At 71.5% G+C, this 14,586-nt stretch carries 18 protein-coding genes; 8 read left to right on the top strand and 10 right to left on the bottom strand.

Annotated elements, in window-relative coordinates; genetic code table 11:
- The first annotated feature begins 150 nt into the window (after nt 1-150).
- Nucleotides 151-537: a hypothetical protein gene (locus tag ACXNSR_RS17395; RefSeq protein WP_458642915.1), complete on the top strand. Its 387-nt coding sequence runs from the start codon at nt 151-153 to the stop codon at nt 535-537.
- Between the two features lie 24 nt (nt 538-561).
- Nucleotides 562-1,152, top strand: a complete 591-nt coding sequence (locus ACXNSR_RS17400; protein ID WP_458642916.1) for a GNAT family N-acetyltransferase — start codon at nt 562-564, stop codon at nt 1,150-1,152.
- A 7-nt stretch (nt 1,153-1,159) separates the two neighbouring features.
- Here ACXNSR_RS17400 and ACXNSR_RS17405 read toward each other — a convergent pair whose 3' ends face one another.
- Nucleotides 1,160-2,596 (bottom strand): hypothetical protein, encoded by a 1,437-nt coding sequence (locus ACXNSR_RS17405; protein ID WP_458642917.1) that lies wholly within the window; start codon nt 2,594-2,596, stop codon nt 1,160-1,162.
- A gap of 151 nt (nt 2,597-2,747) precedes the next feature.
- Between ACXNSR_RS17405 and ACXNSR_RS17410 the strand changes: the two genes are divergently transcribed.
- Nucleotides 2,748-2,951, top strand: coding sequence for a hypothetical protein (locus ACXNSR_RS17410; protein ID WP_458642918.1), 204 nt, complete (start codon nt 2,748-2,750; stop codon nt 2,949-2,951).
- 3 nt (nt 2,952-2,954) lie between these two features.
- On the opposite strand, the gene ACXNSR_RS17415 is transcribed toward ACXNSR_RS17410, so the two are convergent.
- Both ACXNSR_RS17415 and ACXNSR_RS17420 read right to left on the bottom strand, forming a co-directional pair.
- The gene (locus tag ACXNSR_RS17415) at nt 2,955-3,599 is read right to left on the bottom strand and encodes a hypothetical protein (RefSeq protein ID WP_458642919.1); all 645 of its coding nucleotides are present in this window, start codon (nt 3,597-3,599) and stop codon (nt 2,955-2,957) included.
- Nucleotides 3,596-3,817, bottom strand: coding sequence for a hypothetical protein (locus tag ACXNSR_RS17420; RefSeq protein ID WP_458642920.1), 222 nt, complete (start codon nt 3,815-3,817; stop codon nt 3,596-3,598). The genes ACXNSR_RS17415 and ACXNSR_RS17420 overlap by 4 nt, the downstream gene beginning before the upstream one ends.
- A 116-nt stretch (nt 3,818-3,933) precedes the next feature.
- On the opposite strand from ACXNSR_RS17420, the gene ACXNSR_RS17425 reads away from it, so the two are divergent.
- Nucleotides 3,934-4,770, top strand: coding sequence for a helix-turn-helix domain-containing protein (locus ACXNSR_RS17425; protein ID WP_458642921.1), 837 nt, complete (start codon nt 3,934-3,936; stop codon nt 4,768-4,770).
- Nucleotides 4,754-4,951, top strand: a complete 198-nt coding sequence (locus tag ACXNSR_RS17430) for a DUF397 domain-containing protein (protein ID WP_458642922.1) — start codon at nt 4,754-4,756, stop codon at nt 4,949-4,951. The genes ACXNSR_RS17425 and ACXNSR_RS17430 overlap by 17 nt, the downstream gene beginning before the upstream one ends.
- 4 nt (nt 4,952-4,955) lie before the next feature.
- Here the strand turns inward: ACXNSR_RS17430 and ACXNSR_RS17435 are convergent, their stop codons facing one another.
- Complete coding sequence (locus ACXNSR_RS17435; RefSeq protein ID WP_458642923.1) at nt 4,956-6,137, bottom strand: S8 family peptidase; 1,182 nt, start codon at nt 6,135-6,137, stop codon at nt 4,956-4,958.
- A 306-nt stretch (nt 6,138-6,443) separates the two neighbouring features.
- Between ACXNSR_RS17435 and ACXNSR_RS17440 the strand changes: the two genes are divergently transcribed.
- Complete coding sequence (locus ACXNSR_RS17440) at nt 6,444-6,842, top strand: hypothetical protein (RefSeq protein WP_458642924.1); 399 nt, start codon at nt 6,444-6,446, stop codon at nt 6,840-6,842.
- Here ACXNSR_RS17440 and ACXNSR_RS17445 read toward each other — a convergent pair.
- The gene (locus tag ACXNSR_RS17445; protein WP_458642925.1) at nt 6,823-8,016 is read right to left on the bottom strand and encodes a S8 family peptidase; all 1,194 of its coding nucleotides are present in this window, start codon (nt 8,014-8,016) and stop codon (nt 6,823-6,825) included. The genes ACXNSR_RS17440 and ACXNSR_RS17445 overlap by 20 nt on opposite strands.
- Before the next feature lie 371 nt (nt 8,017-8,387).
- Between ACXNSR_RS17445 and ACXNSR_RS17450 the strand changes: the two genes are divergently transcribed.
- Nucleotides 8,388-8,774, top strand: a complete 387-nt coding sequence (locus tag ACXNSR_RS17450) for a protease inhibitor I9 family protein (RefSeq protein WP_458642926.1) — start codon at nt 8,388-8,390, stop codon at nt 8,772-8,774.
- A gap of 19 nt (nt 8,775-8,793) precedes the next feature.
- On the opposite strand, the gene ACXNSR_RS17455 is transcribed toward ACXNSR_RS17450, so the two are convergent.
- From ACXNSR_RS17455 to ACXNSR_RS17465, 3 genes are all read right to left on the bottom strand, one after another.
- Nucleotides 8,794-10,218 carry an outer membrane protein assembly factor BamB family protein gene (locus tag ACXNSR_RS17455; protein WP_458642927.1) on the bottom strand — a complete coding sequence of 475 codons (1,425 nt, stop codon included), beginning with the start codon at nt 10,216-10,218 and terminating at the stop codon, nt 8,794-8,796.
- A 44-nt stretch (nt 10,219-10,262) separates the two neighbouring features.
- The gene (locus ACXNSR_RS17460; RefSeq protein WP_458642928.1) at nt 10,263-11,003 is read right to left on the bottom strand and encodes an SDR family oxidoreductase; all 741 of its coding nucleotides are present in this window, start codon (nt 11,001-11,003) and stop codon (nt 10,263-10,265) included.
- Between the two features lie 77 nt (nt 11,004-11,080).
- Nucleotides 11,081-11,680, bottom strand: a complete 600-nt coding sequence (locus ACXNSR_RS17465) for a phosphoribosylanthranilate isomerase (protein WP_458642929.1) — start codon at nt 11,678-11,680, stop codon at nt 11,081-11,083.
- Between the two features lie 247 nt (nt 11,681-11,927).
- On the opposite strand from ACXNSR_RS17465, the gene ACXNSR_RS17470 reads away from it, so the two are divergent.
- Nucleotides 11,928-12,263 carry a helix-turn-helix domain-containing protein gene (locus ACXNSR_RS17470; protein ID WP_458642930.1) on the top strand — a complete coding sequence of 112 codons (336 nt, stop codon included), beginning with the start codon at nt 11,928-11,930 and terminating at the stop codon, nt 12,261-12,263.
- A 95-nt stretch (nt 12,264-12,358) separates the two neighbouring features.
- On the opposite strand, the gene groL is transcribed toward ACXNSR_RS17470, so the two are convergent.
- Both groL and ACXNSR_RS17480 read right to left on the bottom strand, forming a co-directional pair.
- Nucleotides 12,359-13,981: a chaperonin GroEL gene (gene groL / locus ACXNSR_RS17475; RefSeq protein ID WP_458642931.1), complete on the bottom strand. Its 1,623-nt coding sequence runs from the start codon at nt 13,979-13,981 to the stop codon at nt 12,359-12,361.
- A gap of 378 nt (nt 13,982-14,359) precedes the next feature.
- On the bottom strand, nt 14,360-14,566 hold the full coding sequence (locus tag ACXNSR_RS17480; protein WP_030009783.1) for a cold-shock protein: 207 nt from the start codon (nt 14,564-14,566) through the stop codon (nt 14,360-14,362).
- Nucleotides 14,567-14,586: the final 20 nt, after the last annotated feature.

Below are 14,586 nucleotides of genomic sequence, written 5' to 3' on the forward strand. Positions count from 1 at the left end.
GGCTGAAGGGACGCACTGGCATGCGAGCCGACACCCACGTGCCCGCGCAGTTCCGCCGCTGGACGGCGACCGCGGGCGCAATCACCCTGGCCCTGGTCCTCTTCGCGGGCCCGCAGGACGGCGGGGCCGACCGCCCCGCATGCTGTGCGGATGCTGCTCCCCGCCGAAGCCGTCGCCGCCACGACCCGCATCGACGTCGTACGCATCACCGCCGGTCCCGAGCGGCACGGCGACCCGATGACCGGGCCCGTCGTGGGCCACTGGGAGGGTCCCGCCGTCACTGAGGCGCTCGCGGCCGTACGGAAGATCCCCGCCGCCGACCTCACACTGTGCGGGTTCGCCCCCGGCTGGGGCCTCCGCGCGTACGCCGACCCGGCCGGGCCGCCCCTGTACGAAGCGGCGTTCTGCTACGGCTGCGACACGGCCTGGCTCTGGGGCCCCCGGGTCCCGGAGCCGCTGCACCGCCAGACCTTCGCCTCGGACTCCCCCTACGCGCTGTTCCTGCGCATGCGCATGCGCGCCGCGGGCCCGGCGTGATGCGGGCACGGGCATGATGCGGGGATGATCGACTCCATACCTCCCGTGGTCCCCGCCGGCCGTATGCGCGCCCTCCCGCAGCCCGATTTCGAGCTGCCGGGCGGCATGCTGCTGCGCCCCTGGGCGGCCCATGACGTCCCCGCCCTCGTCGAGTCCTGCCTCGACCCGGACATCCGGCACTGGAACCGGCCCGCCCTCCTCACCCCCGCCGAGGCCGAGGAGCGGATCGCCCGCTGGCACGCCCGCTGGCAGGACGAGGAGGCCGCGATCTGGGCCGTCGCCCCTGCTGGTGGAGCCCCGGCCGTCGGGCTCATCGGCATCGGCGACCTCGACCTCGCGGGCGGCAGCGGCGAGATCCTCTACTGGCTGCTGCCCGCCGGGCGCGGCCGCGGGGTCATGGTGGCGGCCACGGACCGCGTCACCCGCTGGGCGTTCGAGGACCTCGGCCTCCACCGCATCCGGATCACCCACTCCGTGGCGAACCCGGCCTCCTGCGCCATCGCGACGAGGGCCGGCTACCCCCTGGAGGGCACCATGCGCGGCGCCCTCCTGCACGCGGACGGCTGGCACGACGAGCACTTGCACGCCCGCCTGCGCACCGACGCCCCGGCGTGAGCACGGGTTACATCGCCGGGGGCTGGGGCTTGGGCGGGGTCGGCGTCGGCGTCGGGGTCTCGGTCTTTCCGGTGGCGCCGGCCTTTTCCAGCAGCTCCGGGTAGGGCGTCTGCGCCATGGAGCCCCGGACCTGCGAGAGGCCATAGCGTTCGATGGCCCGCTGGTCCAGCGGCGGTTTCTGGGGATCGAACCGGAAACGCTTGTCGGGCGGGGAGACGTCCACGATGACCGTGGGCGCCTTTCCGCCCAGCCGCCATACCGTCACGCACTGCGGGCCGCGGGTCACGTTCAGGATTTCACTGCTGTTCGTGATCCCCGTCCGGAACTTGTACTGGGGATTGGGCGGGTCCCCGTCCTTCAAGGAGTCCTTGAGCGTCTTCCCCGTCAATCTGGTGTTCTCGTAGTTCCCGGTCATCTTCATTCTGTCTTTCCTGATCACGTACACCTCGCTCTGAGCGGTGATCGCCTCGTACTTGCGGGGTTCGGGATCCTTCACCTCGATGACCGCGTCCTGCGCGACCTCTTCCCCCGGGTTCAGCACATGACCGTCCGGCGCGACGAACTCTCCGTCGTAGATCAGTTCGGATCGTGAAGTCTTGTCGACGGGCGTGCTCTTCGCGGGCTCACCGCGGATCCAGTAGGTGCTGCCCAGGACGTAGACGGGCACCTGACCGGCGTTCCGTACGTACAGATGGACCGTCACGTACATCTTTGCCGCCCCCTTGTCCACGTTCGGTTCCTTGAACTCGGCCCCGGTCTGGATCAACGGCGTCGTCACGTAGGGGACGTAGACCTGCGCGTACGCCAGGTTGGCGCCCGCCAGGAGGGTGGAGATGATCACCCCGATCGCGATGTTCTTGGGGATGCGGAGCCCCTTCCACGCCCGGCTCTTGAACAGTTCGATCAGGACGACCGACGCCCAGACGACGAGGGCTATCCCGATGACGGTGTAGGTGGTGAAACGTTCACCGATCTGCAGGAGGAGGACGGAGATGCCGCAGAAGAGGGCGATCACCACCCCGAACAGAACCGCCACTCCCGAATAGCGCCACCGCCGCGTTTCCCAGAAGTCGACGGCGGCCGCGGCGGCGATCAGCTCCATCACGGCCACCACCAGAATGGTGAGTCCCGCGATGCGTCCGCCGTAGGTCAGGGCATTACCGCTGTCCGCTGTGCCGATCCGGAAGAGCGGATACGAGGTCGCGAGGAGGCCCACGACCACGAAGAACCCGGTGGTTCGCCGCAGCCCCGCCCGGTCCGGCCAGACGGTGGCGTCCCCGCCGAGCCACTGGATGGGATGTCCGTCCTCCACGCCTTCACGGCTCAGGAGCCTCTTGAGCTCATTGTCGGACCAGACCCCGCCCACCGACCTGCCGTCGATCAGAACTTCCCGCAAGCCGAGGTCATCCGGCGCTCCCACGGTCACTTCACGTGCGTTCGCCATAACTCCAGCCTGCGCCGTGACCGCACGCCGCGCTTCTCGTGCGCCCCTTTGTGCGCCCCCCAATGCGCCCCCCATGGGCGTGCAAGTGCCACACCACGGAGGGAGGGTGGTGGTGGACGTACCGGTGTCACTCGATCCCGGAGGAACTCTCATGCGCACCCGAATCCTCACGTTCGCCGCCACCCTCGTACTGGTCGCTCTCGGCGCCGCGGTCCCCGTCGCACAGGCCGCCGCACCGGCCATCCCCGGTCCGACGTGCACGGCCGCCGGCGGGGCGGTGGAGTACGACTCCAACACCGGCCAGTGGACCTGCAAGGGCGGCGAACACGACGGCGAACTCATCACCGAGAGCTGAGACTCAGCAGGCCGCGGTGCGCAGGAACCGCACCAGGTCCTCGATCTCGTAGCCGAGCTTCGGCCCGCGTTCGGCGGCCATCAGCAGCAGCTGGCCCACGATCTCCGCGCCCCAGCCGTCCGTACCGTCCTGCGACCACTCCCACAGCTTCTCGATGCCGAGGTCGGACATGAGCAGCCCGTGCTCCGTCCGGACCTCCCGGCAGGTCTCGGCGACGGCATCCAGCAGCCGCGCGCCGGGCCGCTCGCAGCGCAGCCCGAAGTACCCGCCGAAGTACTCGACCACGCACCCCTTCGGCGGCCGCGCCTCGATGCGCTCGTAGCTCGGCGCCTCCGCCACCGGGCAGTGGATCAGGGTGAACCGATGCCACCCCGGCGGCGGAGGCGGCTTGGGGCGCCACGCGGTCAGCCCGAAGGCCTCCTGCACCAGCGCCGTCGCCTCGTCCGCCGTGGCGGCCGCCCGCGCCTCCCGCCGCTCACCGTCGTCCCCGACGGCCGTCCAGAGCGTGCCGTCCTCGTCGTTCTGCACCCGCACGGACAGTCCCATGCCTCCCCGCCTCCACGCGCCGCCGACCAGGGCCGTCTCCAGCCCCCGCAGCTTCCAGCCGAGTTCGAAGGCGAAGTTCACCGCCTCCACGGACTCGCTCACGCGCCCGCCGCCCGCTCGTGCAGGACGGCGGCCAGCCGGAGCGCGGTGTCCAGGTTGCAGCGGCCGAGGTCGACCAGCGGCAGGCCGTACGTACCGGCGGCGGAGACCCGGTCCACGTCCAGCGAGGGGAACAGCACCCCGACCCCGGCGAGCGAATCCCGCAGCTGCTGGACGGCCTCCTCGGCCGCCCGCACGCGCTCCTGTGGGGAGAGCACCATGACATGTCACCTTTCTACTCTGAGTATCCAACTTCTTCACACAGAGTGGCGACGCGCTCACTAGCCTTTCAAGTGAGGGCCCCTCAACAACCGGACATGTTGCTCAGGGAGTTGCCATGCCACGAAAGAACCTCGACCCCTCCTCCTCACCCCGCGCCCTCCTGGGTGCGGAGCTGCGCGTGGCGCGCGAACGCGCGGGCATGAGCCAGGCCGAACTCGGCGAACGGCTCTTCGTCAGCGGGTCGTTCATCGGCCAGCTCGAGTCGGGCACGCGCCGCATGCACCTGGAGTTCGCCCGCCAGATCGACGAGATCCTCGGCACCGACGGCTTCTTCGTCCGCAACTGCGAGGCGCTGGCCAAGTCGAAGTACCCGAACCATTTCGCGGAGGCTGCAGAGGCAGAAGCGGAAGCGAAGACCATCCGGGAGTACGCGCCCCTGGCACTGCCCGGGATGCTCCAGACCAAGGCCTACGCCCGAGCCGTCTTCATCGCCTATCAGCCGACAGCCACTGAGGAGGTCATCTCCGAACTGGTCCAGAACCGGCTGGACCGCGCCGGTGTCCTCAGCGATCCAACAACCCCGCTGTTCTGGTGCGTACTCGACGAATCGGCCCTTCGGCGAGTCGTCGGCAGCCGTGCGGTGATGGCTGAAGTCCTGCGCCACATCGCGGCCCTGATCCGCTCACGCCGGATCTTCGTACAGGTAATGCCGTTCAGCGCCGGAGCCCATTCGTCCATGGGCGGCACCCTGAAGCTGATGACCTTCGAGAACGCTGCTCCGCTCGCGTATGTCCAGGGCAACGCCATAGGCGTACTTCTGGACGATCCGGCAACCGTGGCACGCCATTCGTTGACCTACGATCTCCTCACAGCCAGTGCGCTGTCACCCAACGCATCGCTGGCTTTGATCGAGTCCGTGGCGGAGGATTACGAACATGACCAGCACGCCTGAGTACGACCTGTCGGCAACCACGTGGCACAAGTCCAGCTACAGCGACGGCACTGGCGGCGACTGCCTCGAAGTGGCCGACGGCCACCCCGACCTCGTCCCCGTGAGGGACTCAAAGCAGCCCGAAGGCCCGCACGTGGTGTTCCACGCGCAGGCCTGGGCCCGGTTCGTCGGGTCGCTCTGAGGGATCAGAGACCGTCGGTGAACAGCAGCTTGTTCGGGCTGTCCGCGCTGAGGTTCTGGACGATGTCCTTCGTGGACACCTCGTCCAGGAAGTCCGTCACCTCCGCCGGCAGCGCGTTCGGGTGCTCCGACTTGTAGAGCGCGGCCACACCGGTGACGTGCGGCGCGGCCATGGACGTACCGTCCAGGGCCACGCTGCCGCCGCCCAGACGCGCCGAGATGATGTCCTTGCCGGGGGCGTAAATGTCCAGGCAGGTGCCCCAGTTCGAGAAGTCGGTCTCCTCGTCGAAGCGGTTCGTCGCGCCAACCGTGACGACACGCTCGGCGGACGCGGGCGAGACCCGGCAGGCGTCGATGTTGTCGTTGCCCGCCGCGATGACCGGCAGCACGCCCCGGTCGGACACGGCGGTCGCGGCCGCGTTGACCGCTGCGAGCCGGCCGCCGCCCAGCGAGGCGTTCAGGACGGCCGGCTGCCGGATGTTGTTGGCCACCCAGTCGAAGCCCGCGATGATGCCCGCCCAGGAACCCCGGTTGTCACAGCCGAGGACCCGGACGCTGACCAGGGTCACCTTGCGCGCCACGCCGAAGGTCGTCCCGCCGACCGTGCCCGCGACGTGCGTGCCGTGGCCGTTGCAGTCCCCGCCGTTGAGGCCGCCCCCGATCGCGTCGAAGCCCGGCTGTGCACGGCCTTCGAAGTCGGGGTGCCGGTAGTCGATGCCGCTGTCGACGATGTACGCCGTCACGCCCTGCCCGCTGCGGTTGGCGCTGAAGTTGCCGTCCAGCGGCAGGAACCGCTGGTCGATGCGGTCCAGGCCCCAGGAGTTGGACGGCGACTTGGTCCCGACCCCCTTCACGGGGGTCGGCGGCACGGTCACCGTCGCGTCCTGCGTCACGGACGTCACACCGGCCGCACCGCGGACGGACTTCAGCTGCTCCGCCGTGAGGGCCGCCGCGAAGCCGTTGATCGTCTTGGTGTAGGTGAACTTCGCCGTCAGGCCCAGTCGCTTCGCGAACGCCGCCGGGGCGACCTTCTTGTCGAGGGTGACGATGTAGCTGCCCGGGATGGCGTTCGCGGACGTGAGGAGCGGCGCCGGGGTCGGCTCCGGGGCCGCGGCGGAGGCCGTACCGGCGGCGACGGGGGTGACGGTGAGCAGAACGGCAGTGGCCAGACGTGCGAGCAGACGCATGGAAGGAGCTCCCCTGACGGGCTTGGAAGGTCGGCGTGGAGGAACCGCCCCCGCGATCCGGTGTCCTCCGCGGGTGCGGCCCCCCTTTGCATCGGGCAGCGCCTCGGCGCGGCTTGAACCGGCGCCGCCACCTGGCCGATCGTCCGCCCGCCGCCTCGACGTGCCGTCCCGCGCCCGCTGCAGAAAGGGTTCGCCGCTTGTGTCGCCCAGGCTCCGGCCGACTGCGCCCCGCCACCGGAAACCCGTACGGGATTCACCCGTATGTCCGGCCCCCACATAGGGTCACCGTGCGGGGAGACTGGGGTCATGCAGCTCCCCGCCGAAGTCGTCACCGGTACCGCGCTCATCGAGGTGGTACGGATATCCGCCCTCCCGGCCGAGGAGGGCGCCCCGTACCCGGGCAGGCCGGTCGCCCACTGGTCGGGGGACGAGGTGGCCGAAGCCCTGGGGCTCATCGCCGCCCTGCCGGGCAGCGGACAGCACCGTTGCGGCTTCGCGCCCGGATGGAGCGTGCGCGCCTACGACGACTGCCTCGAACCGGTCCTGATGGAGGCCGCGTTCTGCTTCGGCTGCCACGAGGTGCGCCTGCACGGACCGGCCGTTCCGCCCGCCCTCGCCAAGCAGTTCTTCGACGCGGACGCCCCGCAGGCCGCGGCCCTCCTCGCCCGCTTCCGCGCGGCCGGGGTCACAGACCGCCGAGGTTGAGCAGCTGGTTCGGGGTGCCCGCGCTGACGCCGGTCAGGACGTCCTTCGTGGAGCGGTCCTGGAGGAACGCGACGACGGCCTCCGGACCCGCCGTCGGGTTCTTGGCCTTGTAGAGGGCCGCGACACCGGTCACGTGCGGGGCGGCCATCGAGGTGCCGCTCAGGGAGACGCTGCCGCCGCCGAGCTGGGCGGAGACGATGGCCTCGCCCGGGGCGTAGAGGGAGACGCACTCGCCGTGGTTGGAGAAGTAGGTCTCCTCGTCGTACTGGTTGGCCGCCGCCACCGTGAACGCCTTCGGCGCGGAGGCCGGGGAGACCAGGCAGGCGTCCTTGGCGGAGTTGCCCGCCGCGATGACCGGCAGCACTCCGGCGTCGGTGACCGCGTTCGCGGCGTTGTTCAGCGCCTCCGACCTGTCCCCGCCCAGGGAGGCGTTCAGGACCGCCGGCTGCTTGGCGTTCTTGGCCACCCAGTCCAGGCCCGCGATGATCCCGGAGAAGGTGCCCGTGCCGTCGCAGCCGAGGACACGGACGCTGACCAGGTTCGCCTTGCGCGCCACTCCGTACGTCTGGCCCGCGACCGTGCCCGCGACGTGCGTGCCGTGGCCGTTGCAGTCCTGGCCGTCGCGGCCGTCGTCGACGGCGTCGAAGCCGAAGGCGGCGCGGGTGGCGTCCGGCCCGCCGAACTCGGTGTGCTGGTAGTCGATGCCGGTGTCCATGATGTAGGCGGTCACACCGGCGCCGCTGCCCGCGACGGTGAAGTTGTTGTCGAGCGGCAGCTTCTCCTGGTCGATCCGGTCCAGGCCCCACGAGTTCGACGGGGCGCGGGAGCCGGGCGCGGTGCTCCGCCGCGGGACGGACCGGACCTTCGCGTCCTCCTCCACCGACTTCACCCCCGGACTGCTGCGTACGGCCGTCAGCTGGAGCGGGGTCAGCGGGACGGCGAAGCCGTTCAGCGCGGAGGTGTAGACGAACGAGGGCTCCAGGCCCAGTTTCTGCGCGGCCCCGACGGCGTCCACCCCCTTCTCCAGCGTCACGATGTACTTGCCGGGCACCGGGTCGGCAGCGGTCTTCAGCGGTGCCGGGGTCGGTTCCGGGGCCGCGGCGGAGGCCGTACCGGCGGCGACCGGGGGGACGGTGAGGAGGACGGCGGCGGCCAGGCGGGCGAGCAGGCGCATGGAAGGAGCTCCCTGACGGGGTCGGCGGGAAGGCATGGGGGGAGCCGCCCCCACGGCACCGGGTGCTCCTGCGGGGGCGGCCCCTCTCAGCTCCATCGCTGCCACCTCCGTGCGGCTCGTACCACCGGCTCACCTGGTTGACCGTCCGGCATCCGCGCCGACGCGCCCGGGCGCGCGCACCGCGCGGAAGGGGCTGTCCCGCCGTGCCGCACCGGTCGTGCCCCTACCGGACGGCCGGTGGCCCGCCCCGCAGGATCACCCGTACGGCCCGCCCCCACATCAGGGGGCGCACGGCCGGTGCGCCGCCGCGTGCTCCCGCCACACCCGGGGGCGTCTTTGACCGGCCCCGCCGCCCGTGATGGCCTCGGGGCATGCGCATCCGCCTGAGCCGAGCCCTGCCCCTGGCCGCGGCCGTCGCCGTGCTGGCCGCCCTGGCCGCCGTCGCCGCCCGGCCCGCCGCCGCGGCCACCGCCGCCGACGCGCCGGAACCCGTACCGCACACGGCCCCGGCCGACCACGCCCCGTACATCGTCACCGTGCGGGGGGACGTCGACCCGGCAGAGGTGGCCGAGCGGGTCGGCGCCACCCCGGTGCACATCTACCGCACCGTCCTGCACGGCTTCTCCGCCCGGCTGAGCCCCGAGCAGGCCGAGGCCCTCCGGGAGATGCCGGACGTCGAGTCCGTCGAGGAGGACAGCCGGGCCAGTGGCGACGACTCCTTCGGCCACGGCGGGGGGTGGGGGTTCCCGGGCGTGTGACGTGCGGCCGCGCCGACCGTCACCAGCCGAAGACCGGAGCGGTGTCGAAGACCGGCGGCAGCAGGCCCTTGCGGTCCAGATTGACGAAGGCGTACGAGCCGGGCGGGCCGGGGTAGAACGCGAACCGCTCGCCCAGCGGCAGGTCGCGCAGGACCGTCGGCCGCGCCCGGCGCACGCCGTCGGCCAGACCGCGGTGGGTGAGGTACGTCCACCAGGGGCCGGAGGTCACCACGCCGACCCGGCCCCGGCCGGTCGGGGCCAGCCCGCGGACCTCCTCGCCGTCGGCGCCCGCGTGCCACAGGCGCCGGCCGTCGGTGAGGGAGTAGGCGGACACGCCGGTGCGCTCGCCCTGCTTCACCGCGGTGACCAGCGTGTCCCCGGTCAGCACCGGGGGCGGCTCGGACAGCAGGTCCCCGTCCGGACCCGAGGCGGGTACGGAGCCGCGCACGCGGCCCGTGTCGTCGAGCAGGAGCACCGCGTCGATGCCCCTTTCCGCGGTCTCCGTGACGCGCAGGACCGGCGGGACGGCGGACAGCACCCGCACCTCGCGCAGCCGGCTCGCCGTCGGCAGCGCGGTCTGCCAGGCGCGGGTTCCCGTACGGGCGTCGACGGCCGTGATCCGGGCGCTGTCGCCGCACTCCTCCACGTACAGGGCGTGCCGCTCCGAACCGTCGACCGCCTTCACCGTGCAGTCCGCCGGGACCGGAACCCGCCAGAGCTCCTGGCCGCCGCGCAGGTCGAGGCCGGTCACCGTGTCCCGGTCCGCCACGACGGCGCTCGTCCCCGCCGCGGCCACCAGGGCCCGGCCGGTGTCCCGGGTCCACCGGACCCGGCCCTCGGCCAGGTCCACGGCGACGACCTGCGAGCCGCACGCCCCCACGCTCTCCCCGTACGCGAGGAGGCCGGTGCCCGACGGGCTCGTCCGGCTGAGCGCGCACAGCGGCGTGCGCTCCGGGGCGGGCAGCCGCCAGCCCCTGCGGCCCTCCCCGTCGTAGGCGACGAGGCCGTCGGTGCGGGCCCGTACGAGCATTCCGGGCGCGGGCGCCCAGACGCCGACCGGGGCCGCCGCCGGATGCACCGGCGCCTGCCACCCGGACAGGTCCAGCTGCGGGCCGCGGATCTGCTCGAAGCCCAGCCAGCCGGGCGCCAGCGCGGCCGTCGCCACGCAGGCGGCGATCACCCGGACGCGCACCGGGGCGCGGCCGTGGCCGCGCCTCCCCGGTATGCGCCACAGCAGCCACGCGGCGGCGGCGCACAGCGGGGCGAGGAGCGCGAGGGCGGTCGTGCCGCGCGGGCAGCTGTCGATCCCGCAGATGCGGCCGGGCCCGCTGGTGAGCACCAGCTTCACCAGGAGGACCAGGTACAGGGCCGCCACCGCCGCGAACGCGGCGGCGGCGGCCCGCGCGACGTGTCCCATGAGCCGTACGGGCCGCGGTCGTTCCATGTCCATGATCCCCCTCGGCCGCAGCCTAACCGGGGGCCTTCGGCTCAGAGCGCGGAGCCTCCGGTGGCGTCGACCACGCGCCCGGTCACCCAGCGCGCGGCGTCGGAGGCGAGGAAGCCGACGACGTCCGCGATGTCGTCGGGGCGGCCGACCCGGCCGAGCGCGGAGAGGGAGGCGGCGTGCGCCTCGGCCTCGGCGTTGCCGCGCAGCCAGCCGGCGTTGACGTCGGTGTCGACGATGCCGGGGGCGACCGAGTTCACGGTGATCCCGCGCGCGCCGAGGGCCTTGGCGAGGTTCAAGGTCAGGGTGTCGAGCGCCCCCTTGGTGGCCCCGTAGGCGAGGATCTCGGGCATCGCGATGCGGGCGGCGCCGCTGGAGATGTTGACGATGCGGCCTCCGTCGCGCAGCCGCCCGAGGGCCTCCTGGACGACGAAGAACGGTGCCCGGACGTTCACCGCGAAGACCCGGTCGAAGTCCTCCTCGGTGATCTCGCCCAGCGGAATGGGCAGTCCGATGCCCGCGTTGTTGACGATGATGTCGACCCCGCCCAGCCCCAGTTCGTCGTACGCCGCCCAGAGCGCGGCGGCGGAGCCGGAGCTGCCGAGCTCGGCCCGGAGGGCGAAGGCCCGGCCGCCGTCCTTCGCGATCCGCTCGACGGTCTCGCGGGCGGCCTCCGCGTCGCTCGCGTACGTGAGCACGACCGTGACGCCGTCGGCGGCGAGCCGCTCGGCGATGGCCCGCCCGATGCCCCTGCTGCCGCCCGTGACCAGCGCGTTCTTGCTCATGACGAATCCCCCTAATTTCCTTAACGATCACTACAGAATGAACGTAGCACGACTTCCGTAACGGTCGCTACAAAAAACTAGGCGCGGGCCGCCGCGATGAAGGCCCGGATCAGCGCGGGGTCCTTCACGCCGCGCTCCCGCTCCACCCCGCTGGACACGTCCACGCCCCACGCCCCGGTGGCCGCGAGCGCCTCCCGCACGTTGCCCGGGTTCAGCCCGCCGGCGAGCAGCCAGCGCCCCTCGGGCGCGGTGAAGTCCGCCGCGCCCCAGTTCCACGGCTTGCCGGAACCCGGGTCGGGCGCGTCCAGCAGCAGCAGGTCCTCGCCGTACTCACCACAGCGCTCCACACGCTCGGCGGTGGCCCGCAGCAGGGTCCGGCCCTCGGCGCGCAGCGCCGCGAAGTCCCCGGGCCCCTCCTCGCCGTGCAGCTGCACGCCCCGCACACCGCTCTCCTCGGCGAACCGGCGCACCTCCGCCACGGCCTGACCCCGGAACACCCCGACGGTGAGCACGCCCTCCGGCACCCGAGCGGCGAGCTCCCGCGCGGTGGCGGCGTCCACGGTCCGCGGACTCCCGGGCGCGAAGACGAACCCGACGGCGTCCGCCCCGGCGGCCACGGCCACGTCGACGTCCTGCGCGGTCCTGAGCCCGCAGATCTTGACGAAGAGATCGCTCATGCGACCAGTCAACCAAACCCGCCGCACCCACGGGTGGCACGTCCCACAAGCCGGGCACGGCCGCCCCGCCGTCGCCAGCCTGGGACGAGGCACGCACCCACGGCACAACAGCCGCCCGGCTCCTGAACACCGTCGAGGAGATGGACACGCCGAAAGGCTTCAAGGCCGGTCTCCGCGAGCCGCTGCACGTCCCGGAGCCGTTCGGCTTCGACGTCGACGCCACCGGCCCGGACGGAAGGAGCCCGTCGTGAACCACACCCGCTGGAAGCTGACCCGTGAGAAGACAGCCGCACAGGGGTATGCCGAGTCGGCCGAGGTGCGGGCGGAACGAGCCGAGATCCGGCTGGCCATGGCCTTCGCCAAGGCCGTCTACGAGCGGCGCAAGGCGCTGGGTCTGTCCCAGGCCCAGTTGGCCGAGCGGGCCGGGCTCACGCAGGCGAAGGCCTCCCGGGTGGAAGGCGCCGACGCGGTGCCCACGCTGCCACTGCTGCGCCGCCTCGCACACGCCTTGGACGCGGGTCTGACCATCGCCCTCGACGAGGACCGCGAAGAGGTCACCTTCACCGCTCACCCCGCCGCCTGAGGGCTCGGCCGGGAAACGCCCGAGGGCGGCACCCCCGTGGGGGTGCCGCCCTCGTTCGAGAACAGCCGATCAACCGTGGCCGGAGCCGGGGTCGATCAGAAGTCCATGTCACCGCCCGGCATGCCGCCGCCCGCGGGGGCACCGGCCTTCTCGGGCTTGTCGGCGATGACGGCCTCGGTCGTCAGGAACAGCGCGGCGATCGACGCGGCGTTCTGCAGCGCGGAGCGCGTGACCTTCGCCGGGTCGATGATGCCCTCGGCGATCATGTCGACGTACTCGCCGGACGCGGCGTTCAGGCCGTGACCGATCGGCAGGTTGCGCACCTTCTCGACGACGACGCCACCCTCGAGACCACCGTTGACGGCGATCTGCTTGAGCGGGGCCTCCAGGGCGAGCTTCACGGCGTTGGCGCCGGTCGCCTCGTCACCCTCGAGCTCCAGCTTCTCGAAGACCGCGGAGGCCTGCAGCAGGGCCACGCCACCACCGGCGACGATGCCCTCCTCGACGGCCGCCTTCGCGTTGCGAACGGCGTCCTCGATGCGGTGCTTGCGCTCCTTGAGCTCGACCTCGGTCGCGGCACCGGCCTTGATGACGGCCACGCCGCCGGCCAGCTTCGCGAGGCGCTCCTGGAGCTTCTCGCGGTCGTAGTCCGAGTCGGAGTTCTCGATCTCGGCACGGATCTGGTTCACGCGACCGGCGACCTGGTCGCTGTCACCGGCACCGTCGACGATGGTGGTCTCGTCCTTGGTGATGACGACCTTGCGGGCGCGGCCGAGCAGGTCGAGACCGGCGTTCTCCAGCTTGAGGCCGACCTCCTCGGAGATGACCGTGCCGCCCGTGAGGATGGCGATGTCACCGAGCATGGCCTTGCGGCGGTCACCGAAGCCCGGGGCCTTGACGGCGACGGACTTGAAGGTGCCACGGATCTTGTTGACGACCAGGGTGGAGAGCGCCTCGCCCTCGACGTCCTCGGCGATGATCAGCAGCGGCTTGCCGGACTGCATGACCTTCTCCAGGAGCGGCAGCAGGTCCTTGACCGAGCCGATCTTGGAGTTGACGATCAGGATGTACGGGTCGTCGAGAGCCGACTCCATACGCTCCATGTCGGTGGCGAAGTACGCCGAGATGTAGCCCTTGTCGAAGCGCATGCCCTCGGTGAGCTCCAGCTCCAGACCGAAGGTCTGGGACTCCTCGACGGTGATGACGCCTTCCTTGCCGACCTTGTCCATGGCCTCGGCGATGAGCTCGCCGATCTGGGTGTCGGCGGCGGAGATGGAGGCCGTGGAAGCGATCTGCTCCTTGGTCTCGACATCCTTCGCCTGGGCGAGCAGGGCGGCGGAGACGGCCTCGACGGCCTTCTCGATACCGCGCTTGAGGGCCATCGGGTTGGCACCGGCGGCCACGTTGCGCAGACCCTCGCGGACGAGCGCCTGGGCCAGGACGGTGGCGGTGGTCGTACCGTCGCCGGCGACGTCGTCCGTCTTCTTGGCGACTTCCTTGACCAGCTCGGCGCCGATCTTCTCGTACGGGTCCTCGAGCTCGATCTCCTTGGCGATGGAGACACCATCGTTGGTGATCGTGGGGGCGCCCCACTTCTTCTCAAGGACGACGTTGCGACCCTTGGGGCCAAGGGTGACCTTGACGGCGTCGGCGAGCTGGTTCATCCCACGCTCGAGGCCGCGGCGGGCCTCCTCGTCGAACGCAATGATCTTGGCCATCTGAAGTGGTCCTCCCGGACAGCGGTGGATTGCTCCTGGACCGCGCCCGCGCCCGCGACGGACGGCCTGCGTGCCCGGCGGTTCCTTCCCGCCGGACCCTGCGGGCCTCACCGACCCGGTCCTCGTTCAGTAGCACTCTCAACCGGAGAGTGCTAACGCCAATGATTAGCACTCGACCCCCGAGAGTGCAAGCGGCTTCGAAGAAGCCCCAAAGAGGGGTGGCGGTCGGGTGACGGGTGGGCGCAAGCGGCTTGAGGTGTTGCCCTGCTACTACCGGGCACACCACGAGGGGCCCCATCCCGTGTCCAGGATGTGGGCCCCTCGTGGTGTTCCAGGTCTTCGCTGAAGACTGTGCGTCGGTGGTCGATCGCTCCAGGACTAGCCGAGTGCGAGCTTGACCATGTCCGCCTGCGGACCCTTCTGGCCCTGCGAGATCTCGAACTCGACCCGCTGACCCTCTTCAAGGGTGCGGTACCCGTCCATCTGGATGGCGCTGTAGTGGACGAACACATCCGCACCACCGTCGACCGCGATGAAGCCGTAGCCCTTCTCCGCGTTGAACCACTTGACGGTGCCCTGAGCCATGCCTAACTCCCCTATTACTG

Source organism: Streptomyces sp. NC-S4 (assembly GCF_054353315.1).